The sequence below is a fragment of the Streptomyces sp. LUP47B genome (assembly GCF_001746295.1).
Classification (GTDB): Bacteria; Actinomycetota; Actinomycetes; order Streptomycetales; family Streptomycetaceae; genus Streptomyces.
In genome coordinates this window covers 61,020-80,424 of record NZ_MJAH01000027.1, presented here as the reverse complement: position 1 = coordinate 80,424, position 19,405 = coordinate 61,020, and the positions used below count along the sequence as shown (strand labels likewise).

The following is a 19,405-nucleotide window of genomic DNA, read 5'->3' as shown; positions in this document are numbered from 1 at the left end:
GGCCGCAGCTGCCGGGCCGCGGTGGTCCGCGGGCCGAGCTGCCGGGCGGCAACCAGCAGCCCCGCACGCCGAGCTGGAGCGACGAGAACGCGCAGCCGCCGGTGCCGCGCGCCTCGCTCGACGTCCCGCGCGGCCACGACGAGCAGGACCCGGCCGCCACGTCGCGCATGCCGCGGATCGACGACCACCGGGGTCCGGCGAGCACCTCCGAGTTCCCGCGGCCGGACTTCGACGCGCCGCAGAACACCGGCCAGTTCCCGAGGCCGGGTGCGAACGGTCCGCAGGGCGACTTCCCCCGTCCGGGTGGAGTCGGCCCGCAGAACACCGGCCAGTTCCCGCGGCCGGGCTCCAACGGCCCCCAGGACACCGGCGAGTTCCCCCGCCCCGTCACGAACGACCCCCAGAACACGGGCCAGTTCGTCCGCTCGGACATCTTCGGTACTCCGCCCGCGCCGAACAGCGGTTCCCAGACCGGGCAGTTCACGAGTCCGCAGGCGTACGACAGCGGCTCGACGGGCCAGTTCGCGATGCCGGGCTATGACGGCAGCTCCACCGGGCAGCACTCCCTGCCGGGCCGTCAGGACCCCTCGTCCACCGGCCAGTTCGAGCGACCCCAGGCCAACGGCGCCGACTTCGGCGCCCCGCGGCCGCCCATGCCGCCGCGTCCGCAGCAGCGGCCGGTCCGCCAGGAGCCGGAGGCGCTGCCGCCGGCGGGTCCCGGTGACGGCCGGACGCCGCTGTACGACACGCTGGAGACCAACTGGTTCCACGGCAGCCAGCAGCAGGGACAGGCGCAGCCGGCCAACGGCAACGGCTCCTCCCCGGCTCAGGCCCCGCGGCAGCAGGCTCCCGCGGCCCCACAGAGTTCTGCCGGCGCTCCGCAACGGCCCGCGGCTTCCGCGGCCTGGCGCAGTTCGCCCAACGACGACCTCGTCCGGCAGGCGGAGCGTGTCCGCCAGCCGGCCGCGGGCGGTGTCACCACCTCCGGTCTGCCGCGCCGGGTGCCCAGGGCGAACCTCGTCCCGGGTACAGCTCAGCAGCAACAGCACCAAAGCGGTCCGGCTGTCTCGCGTGCGCCTGACGACGTGCGCGGCCGGCTGACCAATCTCCGTCGGGGTATCGCGCAAGGTCGTCAGGTCGGCGGCAACGGCCAGACGGGCAGCTTCCCGAACCCCACTCACCAGCAGGAGCGTTAGTTGAGCCCGATGAGCCAGGCGGCACAGAACCTCAACTGGTTGATCACCAACTTCGTGGACAACACCCCAGGGGTGTCCCACACCGTCGTCGTGTCCGCCGACGGCCTCCTTCTGGCGATGTCCGAGGGCTTCCCGCGCGACCGTGCCGATCAGCTGGCGGCCGTCGCTTCGGGGCTGACCTCGCTCACGGCGGGTGCCTCACGGATCTTCGAGGGCGGCAGCGTGGCCCAGACCGTCGTGGAGATGGAACGGGGATTCCTCTTCCTCATGTCCGTCTCGGACGGTTCCTCGCTCGCCGTCCTCGCCCACCCGGAATGCGACATCGGCCTCGTCGGATACGAGATGGCACTGCTCGTCGACCGCGCGGGCGCCGTGCTCACGCCCGACCTGCGAGCCGAGCTTCAAGGCAGTCTGCTCCACTGACCCGCCCGGATCCACCCGTCTCACCAAATCACCGTCCGGCCGCCACAATCCCCCCACCGGCCTCTTCAGACGGCTTGCCCTACCGACTTGCTGTCCCGCCCGGAGGATTCATGACCCCGCCCACCGCCTCTCATGATCCGTACGCGGAGCCGTACGAGGATGAGGGCGACCAGCCGCTGGTACGTCCGTACGCGATGACCGGCGGCCGGACCCGGCCGCGCTACCAGCTCGCCATCGAGGCTCTGATCAGCACCACGGCCGATCCGGCGGCGCTGATGGGGCTCCTCCCCGAGCACCAGCGCATCTGCCACCTGTGCCGTGAGGTGAAGTCGGTCGCCGAGGTCTCGGCGCTGCTCGCCATGCCGCTCGGGGTGGCCAGGATCCTCGTCGCGGACCTCGCCGAGGCCGGACTGGTGGCCATCCACCAGCCGGGCGGCGACGAGAACAACGGCGGCGCTCCCGATGTGACGCTGCTCGAAAGGGTGCTCAGTGGACTTCGCAAGCTCTGACGGAGGGCGGGCGACCACCTCCGCGAAGATCGTGGTGGCGGGTGGCTTCGGCGTCGGCAAGACCACGTTCGTGGGTGCCGTCTCCGAGATCAACCCGCTGCGCACCGAGGCCGTGATGACATCCGCGTCGGCGGGCATCGACGACCTCACCCACACCGGGGACAAGACGACCACCACGGTCGCCATGGACTTCGGCCGCATCACGCTCGACCAGGACCTGATCCTGTACCTCTTCGGTACGCCCGGTCAGGACCGCTTCTGGTTCATGTGGGACGACCTGGTCCGCGGCGCCATCGGCGCGGTGGTGCTGGTCGACACCCGGCGTCTGGCCGACTGCTTCCCCGCGGTCGACTACTTCGAGAACAGCGGTCTGCCCTTCGTCGTGGCCCTCAACGGCTTCGACGGGCACCAGCCGTACGCTCCCGAGGAGGTGCGCGAGGCCCTGCAGATCGGGCCGGACGCACCGATCATCACGACGGACGCCCGGCACCGGTCGGACGCGAAGAGTGCCCTGATCACGCTGGTCGAGCACGCCCTCATGGCACGTCTGCGGTAACGCCCCGAAGACATGTCGACCAGCGCTCAAATCAAAAGCGTCATACGGCAGTTGTCGTAGATGTCCCGGAGCCGGCTGTGGTCTTTGACACGGTCGGCCCCGGCGTTCATAACGTTTCGGCAGAGGAATCGGGTGGTATGGCCACGCGTGGTTGCCAACCGGTCTCGCTGCGCTCACAACGGCCCCGTCTTTTGACGGGGCTCGCTCTTTATGACCGTTTTATCTAGGGCTTACATCGCGCGGAATCCGTGCGTACCACTGTTTGGTGGTGCGGAGGCCGTCGTGCTGGAATGCGTGAACTGCCCAATAGTCAAAGACGTACTCATCAGTCGATGACACTGGGCTCTGAGAGACTGCGGCACAACGTAGGTGCCGACCCCTCCGAGAGGTTGTTGGTCGAGTGAGGCGAAGCAAGAACGGTCCCGAGCCGTCGGCCCGGGGCAACTTCACCCCGCCGCCGCGCGGAGCGGCGCCCGCCCCTGTGCCCGGTCCGGACTCGACGGCCGCGCCGTCGTCCAGCGGTGGCCGGTTCTCCCCGCGCAACTGGCGGGTGCCCACCCGGCTGAACGCGATCCTGCTCATACCCGTGATCGTCGGCCTCGTCATGGGCGGCTTCCAGGTCAAGAGCTCGATCGACACCTGGCGCGAGGCCGAGGACGCGGAGAACACCGCGCGTCTGGTGCGGGCCTCCCTCAGCTACGCCGACGCCCTCTATCAGGAGCGCGACAGCACCGCCGCCCCGCTGCTGAGCGGGCAGGGCCAGGACAACGCCACGGTCGTCGCCGCCCGCAAGAAGACCGACGAGGCCGCGGACGCCTTCGACGAGGCCGCCCAGAACATGCCGCAGAAGGCGGGCCTCGAGCGCCGCCTCACGCTGTTCCGGGACGGCGAGGGCGGGCTCCAGACGTTGCGCGCCGGCGCCTACACCTCCTCCAAGCTCACCGGCGTGAAGACCGAAGAGGGCTACACGCAGATCGCGCACCCGCTCACCGAGTTCGCCAACGAGCTCGGCCTGGGCACCGGCAACATCACGAGCTACGGCCGTACCGTCTACGCCATCGAGCTCACCAAGGCGGCCCTGTCGCTGCAGCGCTCCATCGGCATGCACCTGCTGATCAAGCCCGGCCCCGGGCTGAGCAGCTTCGCCAGCCAGAAGGTCGCCCTCTCCTCGTACGCGTACCTGGAGGGCATCGCCGTCGAGGAGTATGTCGGCGGTGGCACCGAGGCCGACGCGGCGAAGCTCGACACCGCGAAGAAGCAGATCCAGGCCGAGGGCGCGGCGCTCGCGAAGGAAGCCGCGGCCAAGAACCCGAACTACGTCCCGCCGCCGTCCAACCCCGTGGACATGGTCTCCAGCCTCGCCCAGCTGCCGTCGATGGACCAGAGCGCCCGTGAGGCGCTCGGCAAGGACGGCATCACCGCGGAGAACTGGTGGGCGGTCAACACCCTCAAGTACAACGCCTACCGTCAGATCGAGACCGACCTGGCCGACACCGCGGTGGACGAGGCCGCGAGCATCGCCGACACGGCCAAACGCGACGCGTTCATCGTGGGTGCCGCCGTCGTGGTCGCCCTGCTCCTCGCGTTCATCCTGGCCGGCGCGGTCGCCCGCCAGATGTCCCGCTCGATGCGCCAGCTGCGCAACGCCGCCTTCGGCATCGCCGAGCAGCGTCTGCCGATGCTGGTCGACCAGCTCTCGCGCACCGACCCCGGCCGCGTCGACACCCGGGTCGCGCCGATCCCGATCAACACCAAGGACGAGATCGGCGAGGTCGCCCGCGCCTTCGACCAGGTCCACCGCGAGGCCGTACGACTCGCCTCCGAGCAGGCCCTGCTGCGGGGCAACATCAACGCGATCTTCACCAACCTGTCCCGGCGCAACCAGTCGCTGATCGAGGGCCAGCTGACCCTGATCACCGACCTGGAGAACAACGAGGCCGACCCGGACCAGCTGGAGAACCTCTTCCGCCTGGACCACCTCGCGACCCGTATGCGCCGCAACGGCGAGAACCTCCTGGTCCTCGCCGGCGAGGAGCCCGGCCGCCGCTGGGACCAGCCGGTCCCGCTGGTCGACGTGCTGCGTGCCGCCTCCTCCGAGGTGGAGCAGTACGAGCGTGTCGAGCTGTCCGGCGTCCCGGAGGCCGAGATCCACGGCCGCGCGGTCACCGACCTCGTGCACCTGCTCGCCGAGCTGCTGGAGAACGCCACCACGTTCTCGTCGCCGCAGACCAAGGTCCGCGTCACCGCGACCCGGCTGCCCGACGGCCGCATCATGATCGAGATCCACGACAAGGGCATCGGCCTCACCGCCGAGGACTTCGCGGACATCAACCACAAGCTGGCCAACCCGCCGACCGTGGACGCCGCGATCTCCCAGCGCATGGGCCTGTTCGTGGTCGGCCGGCTGTCCGACCGGCACGGCATCCGGGTCCAGCTGCGCCCCTCCGGGGAGCAGGCCGGCACCACCTCGCTGGTCATGCTGCCGGACGCGATCACCCACGGCGGCGGTGGCGAGCACCAGCCGGACCGTGACGAGTTCACGGTCTCGCAGATCATCCCGGAGCAGAACTACGGCGGCGAGAACTTCAACAACGGCCTGCCGATGCGTACGGCCGCGGAGCTCGGCTTCGACGACAGCCGCTACTCCGAGGTCCCGGACGACATACGCGAGCTGGACCCGGTCGGCCGCTCCCTGATGCGCGAGGAGCGCCGCGCGGCCCTGGAGTCCCAGAACGGCGGCGAGCCGGCCGCTCTGCAGGGTCCGAACCCGTCGTACACCGACGCGTTCGACGCTCCCCAGAGCGCCCCGCAGACCGGTTACGACAACGGCCGGAGCGGCTTCCCGGAGCAGCAGCCCGCCGCGTACGACCAGCAGACGTCGTACGAGGAGGCGCAGCAGGCGCCGTACGAGGAGCAGCGGCAGACGGCGTACGAGGAGCCCAAGCGCCCGGCGTACGACGAGCCGTACTTCGCGCAGAACGGCGGCCTGCCGCAGAGCGACACCTTCTCCCCCGGCGGCGGCTACCCGGAACCCTCCTATACGGAGCCGGTCCAGGAGGAGCCCGCGCCGGTGCACGCGGCCGCGCCGGAGACCTTCTCGGGATTCGAGGAGCGCCGCTACCAGGATGACTGGCCGCAGCCGGAGAGTTACCAGAACGGCTACCCGGACCAGTACGCTCCGGAAGCGGAATCTGTGCAGGCCGCTGACGTGAGTGAGCGCGACCGCGTAGGCTTCGAACGTCCGGGGCCGGCCCCCGCCACCGTGGGTCACGAGCTGACCGACGCCGGGCTCCCCCGCCGTGGCTCCCCCGGGAGCGGCGCCAACGGCTCGAACGGCACGCGGCACGCGACCCAGGAGCCGCCGGCCTCCGCGCCGGAGAGCAACGGCGGCGGCGAATCCTGGCGCTCGGCCAACGACGCGCGGTGGCAGCAGGCCTCCCAGCTCCGGAAGCCCAAGGCGGGCGGGGTCACCTCCTCCGGTCTGCCGCGGCGGGTGCCCAAGGCCAACCTGGTCGAGGGAGCCGCCGAATCCACCCCCCAGGGGGGCCCATCGGTCTCCCGCGCTCCCGAGGACGTCCGGGGCAGGTTGAGCAATCTGCGTCGCGGTGTCCAGCGGGGCCGCAACGCCGGCAGTGAAACGAACGGTCAGGGCTTCGGTTCTGACAGCACCTACAACCAGGAGCGTTAGTGTGAGCCCGATGAGCCAGGCGGCGCAGAACCTGAACTGGTTGATCACCAACTTCGTGGACAACACCCCGGGGGTGTCCCACACCGTGGTGGTCTCCGCCGACGGACTCCTTCTGGCGATGTCCGAAGGCTTTCCGCGCGACCGAGCCGACCAGCTTGCGGCCGTCGCCTCCGGTCTGACCTCGCTGACCGCGGGTGCCTCGCGCATCTTCGAGGGCGGCGCCGTGAATCAGACGGTTGTGGAGATGGAGCGGGGATTCCTGTTCATCATGTCCGTATCCGACGGTTCCTCGCTCGCGGTCCTCGCGCACCCCGAGGCGGACATCGGCCTCATTGGGTACGAGATGGCCCTTCTGGTGGACCGAGCCGGCTCGGTCCTGACGCCCGATCTGCGTGCGGAGCTCCAGGGCAGCTTGCTCAACTGACAGACAGACGGTGCGTTTTGGCGTCCCGGGGCCGTAAGGTTTCGGGACGCGGCTCCACACAGCGTGATGGGTGCCCCGGCACAGTCGGAGGAGGAGAGAAAGTGGCAACACCCCCAGGTGGTTCATCTGGCAATTGGTCGTACGGCCCTGGCCAGGGTCAGAACGACGGTTCCCAGAACCCGAACCGCTACAACTTCCCCTCCGCACCCAGCCAGCGGCGTCAGCAGCCGTACGCCCCCCAGGTCCCGCAGGGTCCCGGGCCGTCGCCGTACGACCAGCCGCCCGCCCCGCGCATCCAGCCCGTGCAGCCGCAGCGACGCACCCCTGAGCCTTCACCCGCGGGAGGCGCCAGCAATCCCCTGGTGCGCCCGTACGCCATGACGGGCGGCCGTACCCGCCCGCGCTACCAGCTCGCCATCGAGGCGCTGGTGCACACCACCGCGCAGCCGCACCAGATGCAGGGCCAGTTGCCCGAGCATCAGCGGATCTGCAACCTCTGCCGAGAGATCAAGTCGGTCGCCGAGATCTCGGCGTTGCTGACCATCCCCCTCGGCGTGGCCAGGATCCTCGTCGCCGACTTGGCGGAGGCGGGCCTGGTCGCCATCCATCAGCCCGGCGGCGACGAGAACGCCGGCGGCCAGCCAGACGTGACACTGCTCGAAAGGGTGCTCAGTGGACTTCGCAAGCTCTAGCGGCGGTCCTTCCCGCTCCACCACCTCGGCGAAGATCGTGGTGGCGGGTGGCTTCGGCGTGGGCAAGACCACGTTCGTCGGGGCCGTTTCGGAGATCAACCCGCTGCGCACCGAGGCCGTGATGACATCCGCGTCGGCGGGCATCGACGACCTCACCCACACCGGGGACAAGACGACCACCACGGTCGCCATGGACTTCGGCCGCATCACGCTCGACCAGGACCTGATCCTGTACCTCTTCGGTACGCCCGGTCAGGACCGCTTCTGGTTCATGTGGGACGACCTGGTCCGCGGCGCCATCGGCGCGATCGTCCTCGTGGACACGAGGCGCCTTGCCGACTGTTTCCCGGCTGTCGACTACTTCGAGAACTCGGGTCTTCCCTTCGTGATCGCACTCAACGGGTTCGACGGCCAGCAGCCGTACAACCCGGACGAGGTGCGGGAGGCTCTGCAGATCGGGCCGGACACTCCGATCATCACGACGGATGCGCGGCACCGGGCCGATGCGAAGTCTGCGCTCATCACGTTGGTCGAGCACGCCTTGATGGCTCGTCTGCGGTAGGTATGCGGTTCTAGCGGCTACTGGGCTGCCTCGGACGGTTGTGTGCCGTCTGCGGCAGCCCAGTGGCTTGTCGCGCAGTTCCCCGCGCCCCTGAAAAAGCCTGAGGGCCCCCTCTCCTTCGAGAGGGGGCCCTCAGGCGTCGTACGAGCGCTCAGTGCCAGCTGTGCGGGGCTCGGAAGCCGCCCTCGCGCTCCAGGCGGCGCCAGCCGGCCTTGGGGCGGACGCGGTGGGTCGGGGTGGACGACGGGGCTGCCGCCGCGCGAGCCAGGAGGATCGCCGTGATCGCGGCGACTTCCTCGGGCTCGGCGTGGCCCTTCTCGACGCGGATGTCAGGGGTGCTCATAGGTCACAGTCTCCGTGAGAGAGGTTTCCGCGAGGGTGGCGCGGAGGGTCCGCGGGGTTACTGCGGAGGGTTGCCGTGCTTACGGGAGGGCAGGTCGGCGTGCTTCGACTGGAGCATCGCCAGGGACCGGATCAGCACCTCGCGGGTTTCCGCCGGGTCGATCACGTCGTCCACCAGGCCGCGCTCCGCCGCGTAGTACGGGTGCATCAGCTCGGACTTGTACTCCTTGACCATGCGGGCCCGCATGGCCTCGGGGTCCTCGGCCTCGGCGATCTGACGCCTGAAGATGACGTTGGCGGCACCTTCGGCACCCATCACCGCGATCTCGTTCGTCGGCCAGGCGTAGGTGAGGTCCGCGCCGATGGACTGGCTGTCCATGACGATGTAGGCCCCGCCGTACGCCTTGCGAAGGATCAGGGAGATCCTCGGCACGGTGGCGTTGCAGTACGCGTACAGCAGCTTGGCGCCGTGGCGGATGATTCCGCCGTGCTCCTGGTCGACGCCCGGGAGGAACCCGGGGACGTCCAGGAAAGTGACGATCGGGATGTTAAAAGCGTCACACATCTGGACAAAGCGTGCAGCTTTTTCCGATGCCTCGATGTCCAGGACACCGGCGAGTGTGGAGGGCTGATTGGCCACGATGCCGACGACCTGGCCGTCCAGCCGGGCCAGCGCGCAGATGATGTTGCGGGCCCAGCGCTCGTGGACCTCCAGGTAGTCGCCGTCGTCGACGATCTCCTCGATGACCTTGGTCATGTCGTACGGCCGGTTGCCGTCCGCCGGGACCAGGTCGAGCAGCACGTCGCCGCGCCGGTCCGCCGCGTCGCCGGACTCCACCCGCGGCGGGTTCTCCCGGTTGTTCTGCGGGAGCATCGACAGCAGGTAGCGCACCTCGGCGAGGCACGTCTCCTCGTCGTCGTAGGCGAAGTGGCAGACACCGGACGTCTCGGCGTGCACGTCCGCGCCGCCGAGGCCGTTCTGGGTGATCTCCTCGCCGGTGACCGCCTTGACGACGTCCGGTCCGGTGATGAACATCTGGGACGTCTCGCGGACCATGAAGACGAAGTCCGTCAGTGCGGGGCTGTAGGCCGCGCCGCCGGCGCACGGGCCGAGCATGACGCTGATCTGCGGGATGACGCCCGATGCCTTGGTGTTGCGCTGGAAGATGCCGCCGTAGCCGGCGAGGGCGGAGACGCCCTCCTGGATACGGGCGCCCGCGCCGTCGTTCAGGGAGACCAGCGGCGCGCCCGCCGCGATGGCCATGTCCATGATCTTGTGGATCTTGGTGGCGTGGGCCTCGCCCAGCGCGCCGCCGAAGATGCGGAAGTCGTGGGCGTAGACGAAGACAGTACGGCCCTCCACCGTGCCCCAGCCGGTGATGACACCGTCGGTGTACGGCTTCTTGGCCTCCAGGCCGAACCCGGTCGCCCGGTGCCGGCGCAGCTGCTCGACCTCCTGGAAGGAACCCGCGTCGAGGAGCAGCTCGATGCGCTCCCGCGCGGTCAGCTTGCCCTTGGCGTGCTGCGCCTCGGTCGCCTTCTCGCTGGGACCGGCCAAAGCCGCGGCACGGATCCCGTGCAGTTCGGCCACCCGCCCGCGCGCGTCCGTCGGCTCGCCCGTCGGCTCACCCTTCGTCTCACCCGGCGCCTCATCCAAAACGGTCATGTAGCGACCTTACGAAGACCCGCGAGGAATGCGAGCCGTCGACTCCTCACAGTCTCCGGCCCGTTTTCCTGGTGCCACTGAACAGAACTCTGGAAGCATGCAGGCGTTCTGACTGCTCAGGGGGCCTGCCCCTTGTAGGGGTCGGACAAAGTCAGGGTGTGAGAGCCACCTCACACTCATGCGTGGCGCATGCCCTCCCCGGGGTGACGCGCAGGTGCAGCAGGCGGCCCGTGGCGCGGATGTCGACCGTGTCGTCGGCGCGTACGACCGAGCGCACGGGACGGTTCCAGATGATCTCCAGCGGTTCGCCCGAACGGGGTGGCTCGGCCACGGAGAGAGTAGCGGTACGACCCCTCAGGCGGACCAGCACGCTCGCCCCGGCCGACGCGGTGAGCGGACCCGCGGTGCCGGCCCGCCAGAAGTTCGCGGCGGTCAGGCCCAGGCGGTCGACGCGGACCGCCTGGCACACGCTGTCGTTGGCGAGGACCGACAGCCAGTGGCGGTCGGCGGCGCGGGCGGCGACGGCGTGACGGGAGGCCCCGGGCATCAGGACATAGGCGTACGAGGCGTCCACGGGGTCGGTGCCGTGGTCGAGCCAGAGGGCCTGCCAGCGCCGGGTGCGCCGTTCGGTGGTGCTGGAGGTGTTGATGTCGGACCAGGCGCCGGTGCGGTCCTCGCGCAGGGCGCGCAGGTCGCCGGGGACGAGCCAGCCTCCGTGTCCCTCCAGATGCGCCCAGCCCCGTCCCCGTACGAACGACTGCGTCCCGCCCTCCCCCAGGTTGCGGTTGTCGACGACGGTCTCGACGGGGACGCCGTCGGTGCAGGTGATGCCCGTGCCGAGGCAGATCACCGCGTCCGCGACGCAGAACCACGACTTGCGGGCCTGAAGGGTCGACTCCAGCCCTTTCAGGTGCTGGCCGATCGCCGCGTACTCGCCGTCGGTCGTGCCGCCGACCCAGCGGACGTCCGGCTTGGGCTCGCCCCACTCGCCGCCGGCCCGGTCGGGAAGGCGCTTCGTGGAGACGGTCGTGCCGGGAAGGCGGTACCAGTCGACGGTGGGCCAGTACCAGTCGGTGCACTGACCCGAGTCGGCGGCCCACCAGGAGAGCATCCCGGCGCCGGTGTGCCAGCCGCGCGGGTTCTCGCCGTTGCCGCACTCGTAGGCGGCGATGCGGTCGCTCGCCATGGCGATGTTCGCGACGAATCCGGGGCGGCGGTGGACGGCCCTGTCCATGGCGGCGAAGAGCGTGTGCCCGACGGGTTCGGGGGCGGCGGGGACGGGTGACGCGGCCACCGCGTGCAGCCGGGCGAGGTCGGCCACGTCGAACTGGGGTGCCGTCAGGATGCGTGTGACGGTGTCCCGTTCGATCCAGCCTTTCACCAGGCCGTGCCAGCGAGACCGCTCCTGCTCGCTCGCCCCGCCCGCCAGCAGCGCGATGGCGGCGATGATTCCCTGGCCGTGGAAGTGGTCGCCGCGCAGGACGTGGCGGTCGTCGCCCTTGAGGTGACCGCGGCTGATGGCACGGCCGTTGACGCTGTCCATCACCAGCCCATCGTGGATCAGCGGGGCGTAGGCGTGCTCGACGCTGTCGAGGACGGTCTGCCGGTGCGGGTCGGTCACCTCCCACTCGGACCCGGCGAGGAGGGCGAAAAGGCGTCCGAGGCCGTCGAGCAGGACCTGGCCGTAGGTGCCGGAGTAGGCGACCCAGGTGTGCTGGACGAAGGAGCCGTCGGCGTAGAGGCCGTCGCCCTTCGTGACATACGGGAAGACCGGCGAGAGGGCGTCGCGGGCGAGGGCGATCTTGCCGGGGGCGCTGCCGAAGATGCCGCGCAGGGCGACGGAGCGGCACAGGTCGACGCGGTTGGCCCCGGTGGAGGTGCCCGAGTAGTCGGTGAGCATCGCGTCGGGGATGAAGTGGTCGACTGCGGCACAGGCCGCGGCCTTCTGGGCTTCCGTGAGGTGGTCGTACAGGGCGGCCGTGGTGTCCATGAGGAGGCGGGGGCTGCCGATCTGCCATTCCCACCAGTTGCCGTAGCGGGCGGTGGAGGGGTTGTAGACGGTGGCGGAGAGGTGGTCGAGGCCGCGCAGGACGTCCGCGAGGAGGGTCTCGTCGCCGGTGGAGCCGGTGCCCGGCTGGACATAGGCCCGGGTCATGGTCCACAGGCGGCTGTAGCTCCGGGTGATGCCGGCCGGGGGGTCGTAGGGCTGGCCCGGCCAGAGGGAGGTGGAGGTCGGGGCCATGGTGGCGCGGAAGCCGCGGGCGAGTTCGCCGGTCTCGGCGAGCCGGGCGGCGTACGGCTGCGCCGCCGGGTCGTAGCCGGTGCCGAGGGCAATGTCGAGCCAGCGTCGGCGGAGGGTGTCGTAGGGGTCGGCTGCGGCCGTGGCGCGGGCGGGCGGGGAGGCGGTGGCGATGGCGGTGGCCAGGAGCGCCGCCGCACGTAAGACGGCTCTTCGGGTGGGTCGCACGAGGGCTCTGCGCTGCGGGTTCATACCGGGGCATCTACCACCGCGGGACGATCAGGCCAACACTTCGCGGATGACGTTGAAACCTGTATGGAATAGGTCTACGGTCGTTCGCGTTGAGTGGTTCAACGTTCAACATCCTCACTTCAAGGAGCTCTGTCATGGCGAACACCGACCTGACCGCACTGACCGGCGACTACACGATCGACCCCGCCCACTCCACGATCGGCTTCACCGTCCGGCACGCCATGGTCACCAACGTCAAGGGCGCGTTCGACGAGTTCAGCGGCTCGCTGCACCTGGACGGCAGCGACCCGTCCGCGTCGACGGCCTCCATCGACGTCAAGATGGACAGCATCAACACCGGGTCGGCGGACCGTGACGGACACCTCAAGAGCGCGGACTTCTTCAAGATCGAGGAGTTCCCGACGATGACCTTCCGCTCCACCAAGGCGGAAGCGCTCGGCGACGAGGACTACCGCATCACCGGCGACCTGACGATCCTCGGCACCACCAAGCCGGTCACCATCGACCTCGAGTTCAACGGCGCCGCGAAGGACCCCATGGGGAACGAGCGCGTGGGCTTCGAGGGCAAGGCGGAGATCAAGCGCTCCGACTGGGGCCTGACCTGGAACGCGGCCCTGGAGACGGGCGGCGTCCTGGTCTCCGAGAAGATCAAGCTGACCTTCGACATCTCCGCGATCAAGAACGCCTGACCCCGTCACAGGGGGAGCCGTTGGGACGCCAGGTGCTTGCGGAGGTCGACGACCAGGCGCTCCAGACCTGGCCGGCGGCTTCGCCCTCGCGGCCTTCGACGTCGGCGCCGCGTACGGTCCTCGGACCCGCGGCGCGACGTTCGACTCCGGGGCGGGCACCGCTCGCCGGTGTGGGCGAGTGCGGGCCGGTCGCAGTGGCTGCCGGCGGCCGTACCGCTCGACCGGCGCGCGCTGCGGGGTCGCACTCCCGCATCTTGGACCGTATGACCAACGCCCCCGACTGGATCACCGTCGCCTCGTACGAGAACGTCGACGGCCGCCCGACTCCCCCGGCCGCCGTGCGGGCCTGACTGCGGGACCACGGGATCGACTGGATGCCCTTCGTCGTGGCGCGCGAGGTGCGGTTCGGTCTCGCGTGCGGTCGCGGGGACGACGGGCGGTGGCGTGGGTGGTTCACCGTGGAGGCGGCGGCTGAGGCGTTGTGGCGGCTCGGGTTGCACCCGAGTCAGCCGTCCGCCGTGCTCGACGGGCCGTCGCCGCCGGGGAGCGGTACGCCCTCACACGTCACACGTCCTTCAGGGCCGTGGCTGAATCGCACCCCTTGTGGACGAGTTCACGGGATTCCCATAATCCAGCAACGGATTTGACCTGCCCATGCCAGAACTTGGGTGTTTCTTTGATGCCCAAACTTGGCATGTACTCGTCAAAGTCACTCCTGTCTGGAAGAGGACTCCCCTTGAAGAAACTCCTCACGGCCCTCAAGAGATGTCTGGCGGTCGGAGCCGTCGCGCTCGCGATCGCCGGCCTCCAGCCCGTGTCGGCCGCGCAGGCCGCACCCTCGCCCGTCGTCGGCGGCAGCCGCGCCGCGCAGGGCGAGTTCCCGTTCATGGTGCGCCTGTCCATGGGGTGCGGCGGGGCGCTGTACACCCAGCAGATCGTGCTCACCGCCGCGCACTGTGTGAACGGCACCGGAGCCAACACCGGCATCACCGCCACCGCCGGGACCGTGGACCTCCAGTCCAGCAGCGGTCGGGTGCAGGTCAAGTCGACGTACGTGTACCGGGCGCCCGGGTACAACGGGGACGGCAAGGACTGGGCGCTCATCAAGCTCGCCGCGCCGATCAACCTTCCTACGCTGAAGATCGCGACGACGACGCAGTACAACACCGGGACGTTCACGGTCGCGGGGTGGGGTGCGGCCACCGAGGGCGGGGCTCAGCAGCGGTATCTGCTGAAGGCCACCGTGCCGTTCGTGAGCGACGCCACCTGCCGGGGATACAGCGGCTACAGCGGGCTCATCGCGAACGAGGAGATCTGCGCGGGGTTCGCCGCCGGCGGGGTCGACACCTGCCAGGGGGACTCCGGTGGGCCCATGTTCCGGCGGGACTCGGCGAACGCCTGGGTCCAGGTGGGCATCGTGAGCTGGGGCATAGGGTGCGCCCGGGCGAACGCGCCCGGGGTCTACACCGAGGTGTCGACGTTTGCCTCGGCGATCGCTTCGGCGGCCGCGTCGCTGTGAGGTGAGGCGGGTGGGGTGCCGCGAGTCCGGTGCGTGGTCATCGGACCCGCGGTTCTCGCGCGCGCCGGCCCTGATGGTGGGACCTCACTCAGAACCCCCCTCCCCCGAAGTCCCCGCCACCACCGAAGTCCCCTCCACCTCCGAAATCGCCACCGCCGCCGAAGTCGCCGAAGTCCCCGGAGCTGAAGTCCGAGCCGGAGAGGTCGCCGCCCTCGTAGCCGCCGAAATCGCCGTACCCGGAGCCGTAGTCGGCCGCGTAGGCGGGAGTGGCCATCATGCTGCCGAGGACCGTGCCGACCAGCAGGCCGGGGAGGAGACCGCCGCCGAAGTAACCGCCTGCCCAGGGGCCGTAGGCGGGGCCCGCGTCCCAGTAGGGGCGGCGGCCCCGGTCGGTGTCGACCTCGCGCATCACCGGGTCCCGGCCGTCGGCCAGGCGGGTGGCGTCCGCGGCGCAGACCGGGACCTCGCGCGGGGCCCCGCCCGGCGGCGTCCAGGTGGCGTCCGTGACGGAGGGACCGTGGCGGGGGTCGAAGAAGCAGGGGACCCGGCGCTCGGGAAGCTCCCGGCCCTCGCGGCGCGCCGCGAGCTGGGCCAGCGAGAAGCGGCCGTCCTCCAGGGCCCGGGTGACCGCACGCACGTCCTCGGGTCTCGTGGCCGCCCCCATGAACGACTTCGCCTGCTCGTACGCGTCCAGGGCCCGCTCGTAGTCCGCGCGCATCGCGTCGTCGGCGCCCGCCTCGGCCGGATGGAAGTCCAGCCGGTCCAGTTCCTCGCCGAACGCCGTGATGTCCTCGTCCACCACCACCCGCAGCTTCTCGAGCGCGGCCCGCTGCTCCTCCGCGTGCCGGCGCCGGTTGCGCCGCACCAGCGTGTACGCGCCCGCCCCAGCGGCCACGAGCACCGCGCCGACCGTGATCAGTGACGTGCTCGAGACCCCGCCGCCGTCGTCGGAGATCCCCCAGGTCGACGGGGCCGAGCCGCCCATGTTGGTGACCGCCGCGGCGGTGAAGTCGGTCAGCTGGGCGCGGGTGTCCTCGCCCTCGACGGTCGTCACCAGGTTCCGTACGGCCGCGCGCGGCAGGACCGAGGCGTCGGCGCGGGCGTCGAAGGCGTCGCCCAGGCGGACCGCGTACAGGCCGGTGATGCCGGTCGCGGTGCGCAGCTTCGTGAAGAGGTCCTGCTTCGGGTAGTCGGCGGGCAGCACCGCGACGAACAGCGGCTTGTCCGCCTTCGTGATCCGGTCCGCCAGGGCGTCCGCGTCCTTGGCGGACAGCTGGGCCGCGGCGGCCGGATCGACGTAGACGGGGCTCTTGCGGAGGGCCTGGCCGATGGCCGAGACACTCGTGTCGGACGTCGAGGCGGTGGCGGTCGGGGCACCCGTCGACCCGACGACCAGGGCCGCGACCGCCAGGGCGAGAAGCAGCCCCAAAAGGCTTCGGGTCCGTACGACGGCCTGCGCGCTGGCCTTCATACCTCGACGCTACCCGAAGCCTCCCGGAACCGACCTCTTCGGCAGCCCGCTCAGGCGGACTCGTACGCCTGAGCCAGTTTCGCCACCGCCTCTCCGTAGCGACCGGCCAACAGCAGGTGATCGGCCTCGGCGAAGGGCTTGGCGAAGGCCGCGGTGATGCCCTTCCGCTGGACGATCAGCCGGGCCTTCGTGACGAGCGCGCGGCCCGTCGCGTCGGCACCCGCGCGCTCGGCGGCCCTGGCTGCGGCGCCGATTGCCTTGAGCGTGGCCGCCCCGCCCTCCGGCACCTTGGTGAGCGTGGTCAGGCCCCAGCCGTACGGGAACTGCGGATCGTACGAGGAGTCACCCACGTTGATCGGCAGCTGCGCCTCCGACTTGGGCCAGGTGACGGGGAGCCGTCCGGTGAAGGGGCGCCTGCCGTAGAGGACGTCGGCGACGCCGTCGCCCTCCGTCCCCGGCAGCCAGGAGGCGACCAGGGCGTCGATCTCGCCGAGCCGGTCGCCGATGAGCTGGGGACGCCCGGAGACGATCAGCACCGCGCACTTCATGGCCGCGCACACCTTGTCGACGGCGGCCCGGTCGGCGGCGGACAGCTCCAGGTCGTGGCCGTTGCCGACGTCTCCGACGCCCTCGGCGTACGGGGTCTCACCGACGACGACCACACCGACGTCGTAGCCGGTCAGCGGCTCGGAGGCGTCCTTGGAGTACGTCACCCGTGCGGAGTTCCCGCGCATCGCCTCCAGGATCGTCGTACCGGGGGTGACGTCACCGGAGGCGCCCTGCCAGGTGACCGTCCAGCCGCCGCTCTGGTTGCCGATGTCGTCGGCGTTCGACCCGGCGACGTACACCTTCTGCGACTTCTTCAACGGCAGGATCCCGCCGCTGTTCTTCAGCAGCACCTGCGACTCGGCGGCCGCCTCGCGGGCCACGGCCCGGTGCCCGGCGGAACCGATCCTCGAGGCGCCGCTGGTGTCGGCGTACGGCTTCTCGAAGAGCCCGAGCCTGAACTTCTGCGTGAGGATGCGGGACACAGCGTCGTCGATCCGCTTCTCGCTGACGCGACCGGCCCGCACCTCCTGGACGAGCGCCGTGTGGAAGTCCTTGTAGGCGTAGGGGGCCATGACCATGTCGACGCCGGCGTTGACGGACGTACGGACGTCGCTCGCGTAGTCACCGGGGATCTGGTCGATGCCGTTCCAGTCGCTGATGACGAAGCCGTCGAAGCCGAGGCGCTGTTTGAGCACGCCGTTGATCATGTCGGCGCGGGCGTGCATCTTGACCGGGCCGAGGCCGTCGCCGACGACGTCGAGCGAGGAGTACGACGGCATGACGGTACCGACGCCACGGTCCACCGCGGACTTGTACGGCGCGAGGTGGATCGCCTCCAGCTGCTGTCGCGTGACCGTGGTGACGCCCTGGTCGATGGTGTAGGTGCCGGTGGTGGAGGAGCCGTACGCGGTGCCGCCGTCGCCGACGAAGTGCTTGGCGGTGGCGAGGACCTTGTCGTTCCTGTGGAGGTCCTTGCCGTTCCTGGCCCCTTGGAGGCCCTGGATGACGGTCTCCATGGACTCGACGAGGGCCGGGTCCTCGCCGAAGGACTCGTAGGAACGGCCCCAGCGTTCGTCCCGGGTGACACAGAGACAGGGCGCGAAGTCCCAGGGGATGCCGGTGGCACGGACCTCGGCGGCGGTCACGGCACCTGTCCGCTGGGCGAGTCCGGGATCGCGGGTCGCCCCGATGCCGATGTTGTGCGGCATGACCGTGGCGCCGACCAGGTTGTTGTGGCCGTGGACGGCGTCGACGCCGTAGATGAGCGGGATCTGGAACCTGGTCGCCTGCGCCCGGAGTTGGAAGGAGTCGATCATCTTCGCCCAGGCCTCGGCGGTGTTGGGCGTGGGCGTGGAGCCGCCGCCGGAGAGCAGCGAGCCGAGGTCGTCGGCGGTGACGTCGGCCCCGGTCCCGACGGCTCCGCGCTCGGCCTGGGTCATCTGACCGGTCTTCTCCGCGAGGGACATCCGGGACAGGAGGTCCGCGACCCGCGTCTTCACGGGGAGCCTGCTGTTGAGATACGGCAGCCCGTGCGCGTCGATGACGACCTGCGGGGTCTCGGCGGGGGCCTTGGCGCCGGTGACGGTGAGCTTGAGGGGGATGGTCTCGGCGGTCTCGGCGGCGGCCCTGTCCTTGAGGGTGGCGACCTGGAGGGTGCGGGTGGTACCGGACGCGGTGCCCGCCGGGAAGGTGAACTCGCCCTTCAGAGGAACGTAGTCCGCGCCCGAGGCCGTGCCGCCCGCCGTCTCGTAGGCGACCGTCACCGGCTCGTCGATCGGGGCGGAGCCGGTGGTGGCGACGGTGACCCTGACCGTCGCGGTCCTGCCTTCCGTGACCGGGTAGACGGCGGAGTCGGTGGTGACGCTCGCGCGCAGCGACTGGTCGGCCCTGCCGTACAACTCGACGCCGTCCATGGCGAATCGGCCCGGGGCGCCGACGGGGAGCGTGACGCCGTACCCCCACGTCTCCGTGAGCCCCAGGACGTGGTCGATGCCGCCGACGGGCTGGTAGTCGGTGCGGTACGCGAAGTCCGTGAAGGGGATCTCGATCTGCTTCCAGCCGCTGAAGTCGTCGGTGAAGGACGTCGTCCACAGCTCGGAGGCCTCGCCGTTCGCGCCGCCGTCCTTGAGCTCGAAGGCGACCTTCCTGCCGTTGTTCTGGCCTTCCCACCAGAAGCGGATGCCCTGGTGGCCGGACCAGTCGTGGGCGGGTTCGGCGAAGGCGAAGTCGTGCGTGAAGCCGCCGTAGCCGCTGATGTCGTAGCTGCCGGCGAGGACCTGGTCTCCCTCGGGAGCGTCATCTCGGGGACTGAGCCGGAGAGTTGGCGGATCGTCGGTGTCGCTGCCCCAGGTGAAGATGCCGTTCTCCGGCGGGTTCGCGAAGGGGACTTCGCCCTCGAAGCGGTCGACGGGGGCCGGGGGCGGGTCGTCGGCGGCCCGGGCGACGGCCAGGGGCAACAGGGAGGTGAGCAGGGCGGCGGAGACGAGCAGGGCGGTTCTTCGCATGGACCTTCCCTCGGCTCTCAGGGGTCACACAGGACTTACCTCACGGCGTGAGTGAACTGAGAGCACGCACATCCGTCAAGACACCGCGTCGGCCATCGCGTCCCGCGCGAGTTGCCGGACCGCA

The 19,405-nt window shown here is 70.3% G+C and carries 14 protein-coding genes and 1 pseudogene; 10 read left to right on the top strand and 5 right to left on the bottom strand.

Annotated elements, in window-relative coordinates; genetic code table 11:
* The 8 genes and pseudogenes from BFN33_RS45985 to BFN33_RS45950 all read left to right on the top strand — a co-directional run.
* Positions 1-1,196: pseudogene (locus BFN33_RS45985) on the top strand (hypothetical protein); the annotation flags it as partial.
* Between the two features lie 9 nt (positions 1,197-1,205).
* Entirely contained in the window at positions 1,206-1,619 is a 414-nt protein-coding gene (locus BFN33_RS45980) for a roadblock/LC7 domain-containing protein (protein WP_003993189.1), read from the top strand.
* Positions 1,620-1,729: 110 nt separating this feature from the next.
* Positions 1,730-2,128 (top strand): DUF742 domain-containing protein, encoded by a 399-nt coding sequence (locus BFN33_RS45975; RefSeq protein WP_003973454.1) that lies wholly within the window; start codon positions 1,730-1,732, stop codon positions 2,126-2,128.
* A complete protein-coding gene (locus tag BFN33_RS45970; RefSeq protein WP_037744164.1) occupies positions 2,109-2,684 on the top strand; it encodes an ATP/GTP-binding protein in 576 nt (191 codons plus the stop codon). The genes BFN33_RS45975 and BFN33_RS45970 overlap by 20 nt, the downstream gene beginning before the upstream one ends.
* Before the next feature lie 400 nt (positions 2,685-3,084).
* The gene (locus BFN33_RS45965; protein ID WP_069766193.1) at positions 3,085-6,372 is read left to right on the top strand and encodes a nitrate- and nitrite sensing domain-containing protein; all 3,288 of its coding nucleotides are present in this window, start codon (positions 3,085-3,087) and stop codon (positions 6,370-6,372) included.
* Positions 6,373-6,382: 10 nt separating this feature from the next.
* On the top strand, positions 6,383-6,796 hold the full coding sequence (locus BFN33_RS45960) for a roadblock/LC7 domain-containing protein (protein WP_007384910.1): 414 nt from the start codon (positions 6,383-6,385) through the stop codon (positions 6,794-6,796).
* Between the two features lie 101 nt (positions 6,797-6,897).
* Entirely contained in the window at positions 6,898-7,488 is a 591-nt protein-coding gene (locus tag BFN33_RS45955) for a DUF742 domain-containing protein (RefSeq protein WP_069766192.1), read from the top strand.
* Positions 7,469-8,050, top strand: coding sequence for an ATP/GTP-binding protein (locus tag BFN33_RS45950; protein ID WP_009314218.1), 582 nt, complete (start codon positions 7,469-7,471; stop codon positions 8,048-8,050). The genes BFN33_RS45955 and BFN33_RS45950 overlap by 20 nt, the downstream gene beginning before the upstream one ends.
* A gap of 151 nt (positions 8,051-8,201) precedes the next feature.
* On the opposite strand, the gene BFN33_RS45945 is transcribed toward BFN33_RS45950, so the two are convergent.
* From BFN33_RS45945 to BFN33_RS45935, 3 genes are all read right to left on the bottom strand, one after another.
* Positions 8,202-8,393, bottom strand: coding sequence for an acyl-CoA carboxylase subunit epsilon (locus BFN33_RS45945; protein WP_069766191.1), 192 nt, complete (start codon positions 8,391-8,393; stop codon positions 8,202-8,204).
* 57 nt (positions 8,394-8,450) lie between these two features.
* Positions 8,451-10,058 carry an acyl-CoA carboxylase subunit beta gene (locus BFN33_RS45940; RefSeq protein ID WP_069766190.1) on the bottom strand — a complete coding sequence of 536 codons (1,608 nt, stop codon included), beginning with the start codon at positions 10,056-10,058 and terminating at the stop codon, positions 8,451-8,453.
* A gap of 151 nt (positions 10,059-10,209) precedes the next feature.
* Positions 10,210-12,549 (bottom strand): polysaccharide lyase 8 family protein, encoded by a 2,340-nt coding sequence (locus BFN33_RS45935; protein WP_069766189.1) that lies wholly within the window; start codon positions 12,547-12,549, stop codon positions 10,210-10,212.
* Between the two features lie 134 nt (positions 12,550-12,683).
* Between BFN33_RS45935 and BFN33_RS45930 the strand changes: the two genes are divergently transcribed.
* Entirely contained in the window at positions 12,684-13,238 is a 555-nt protein-coding gene (locus BFN33_RS45930; protein WP_069766188.1) for a YceI family protein, read from the top strand.
* Between the two features lie 736 nt (positions 13,239-13,974).
* On the top strand, positions 13,975-14,757 hold the full coding sequence (locus BFN33_RS45925; protein ID WP_069766187.1) for a trypsin-like serine protease: 783 nt from the start codon (positions 13,975-13,977) through the stop codon (positions 14,755-14,757).
* Between the two features lie 88 nt (positions 14,758-14,845).
* On the opposite strand, the gene BFN33_RS45920 is transcribed toward BFN33_RS45925, so the two are convergent.
* A complete protein-coding gene (locus BFN33_RS45920) occupies positions 14,846-16,228 on the bottom strand; it encodes a hypothetical protein (RefSeq protein WP_069766186.1) in 1,383 nt (460 codons plus the stop codon).
* Between the two features lie 50 nt (positions 16,229-16,278).
* Positions 16,279-19,281, bottom strand: coding sequence for a glycoside hydrolase family 3 N-terminal domain-containing protein (locus BFN33_RS45915; RefSeq protein WP_069766185.1), 3,003 nt, complete (start codon positions 19,279-19,281; stop codon positions 16,279-16,281).
* Positions 19,282-19,405 lie beyond the last annotated feature (124 nt).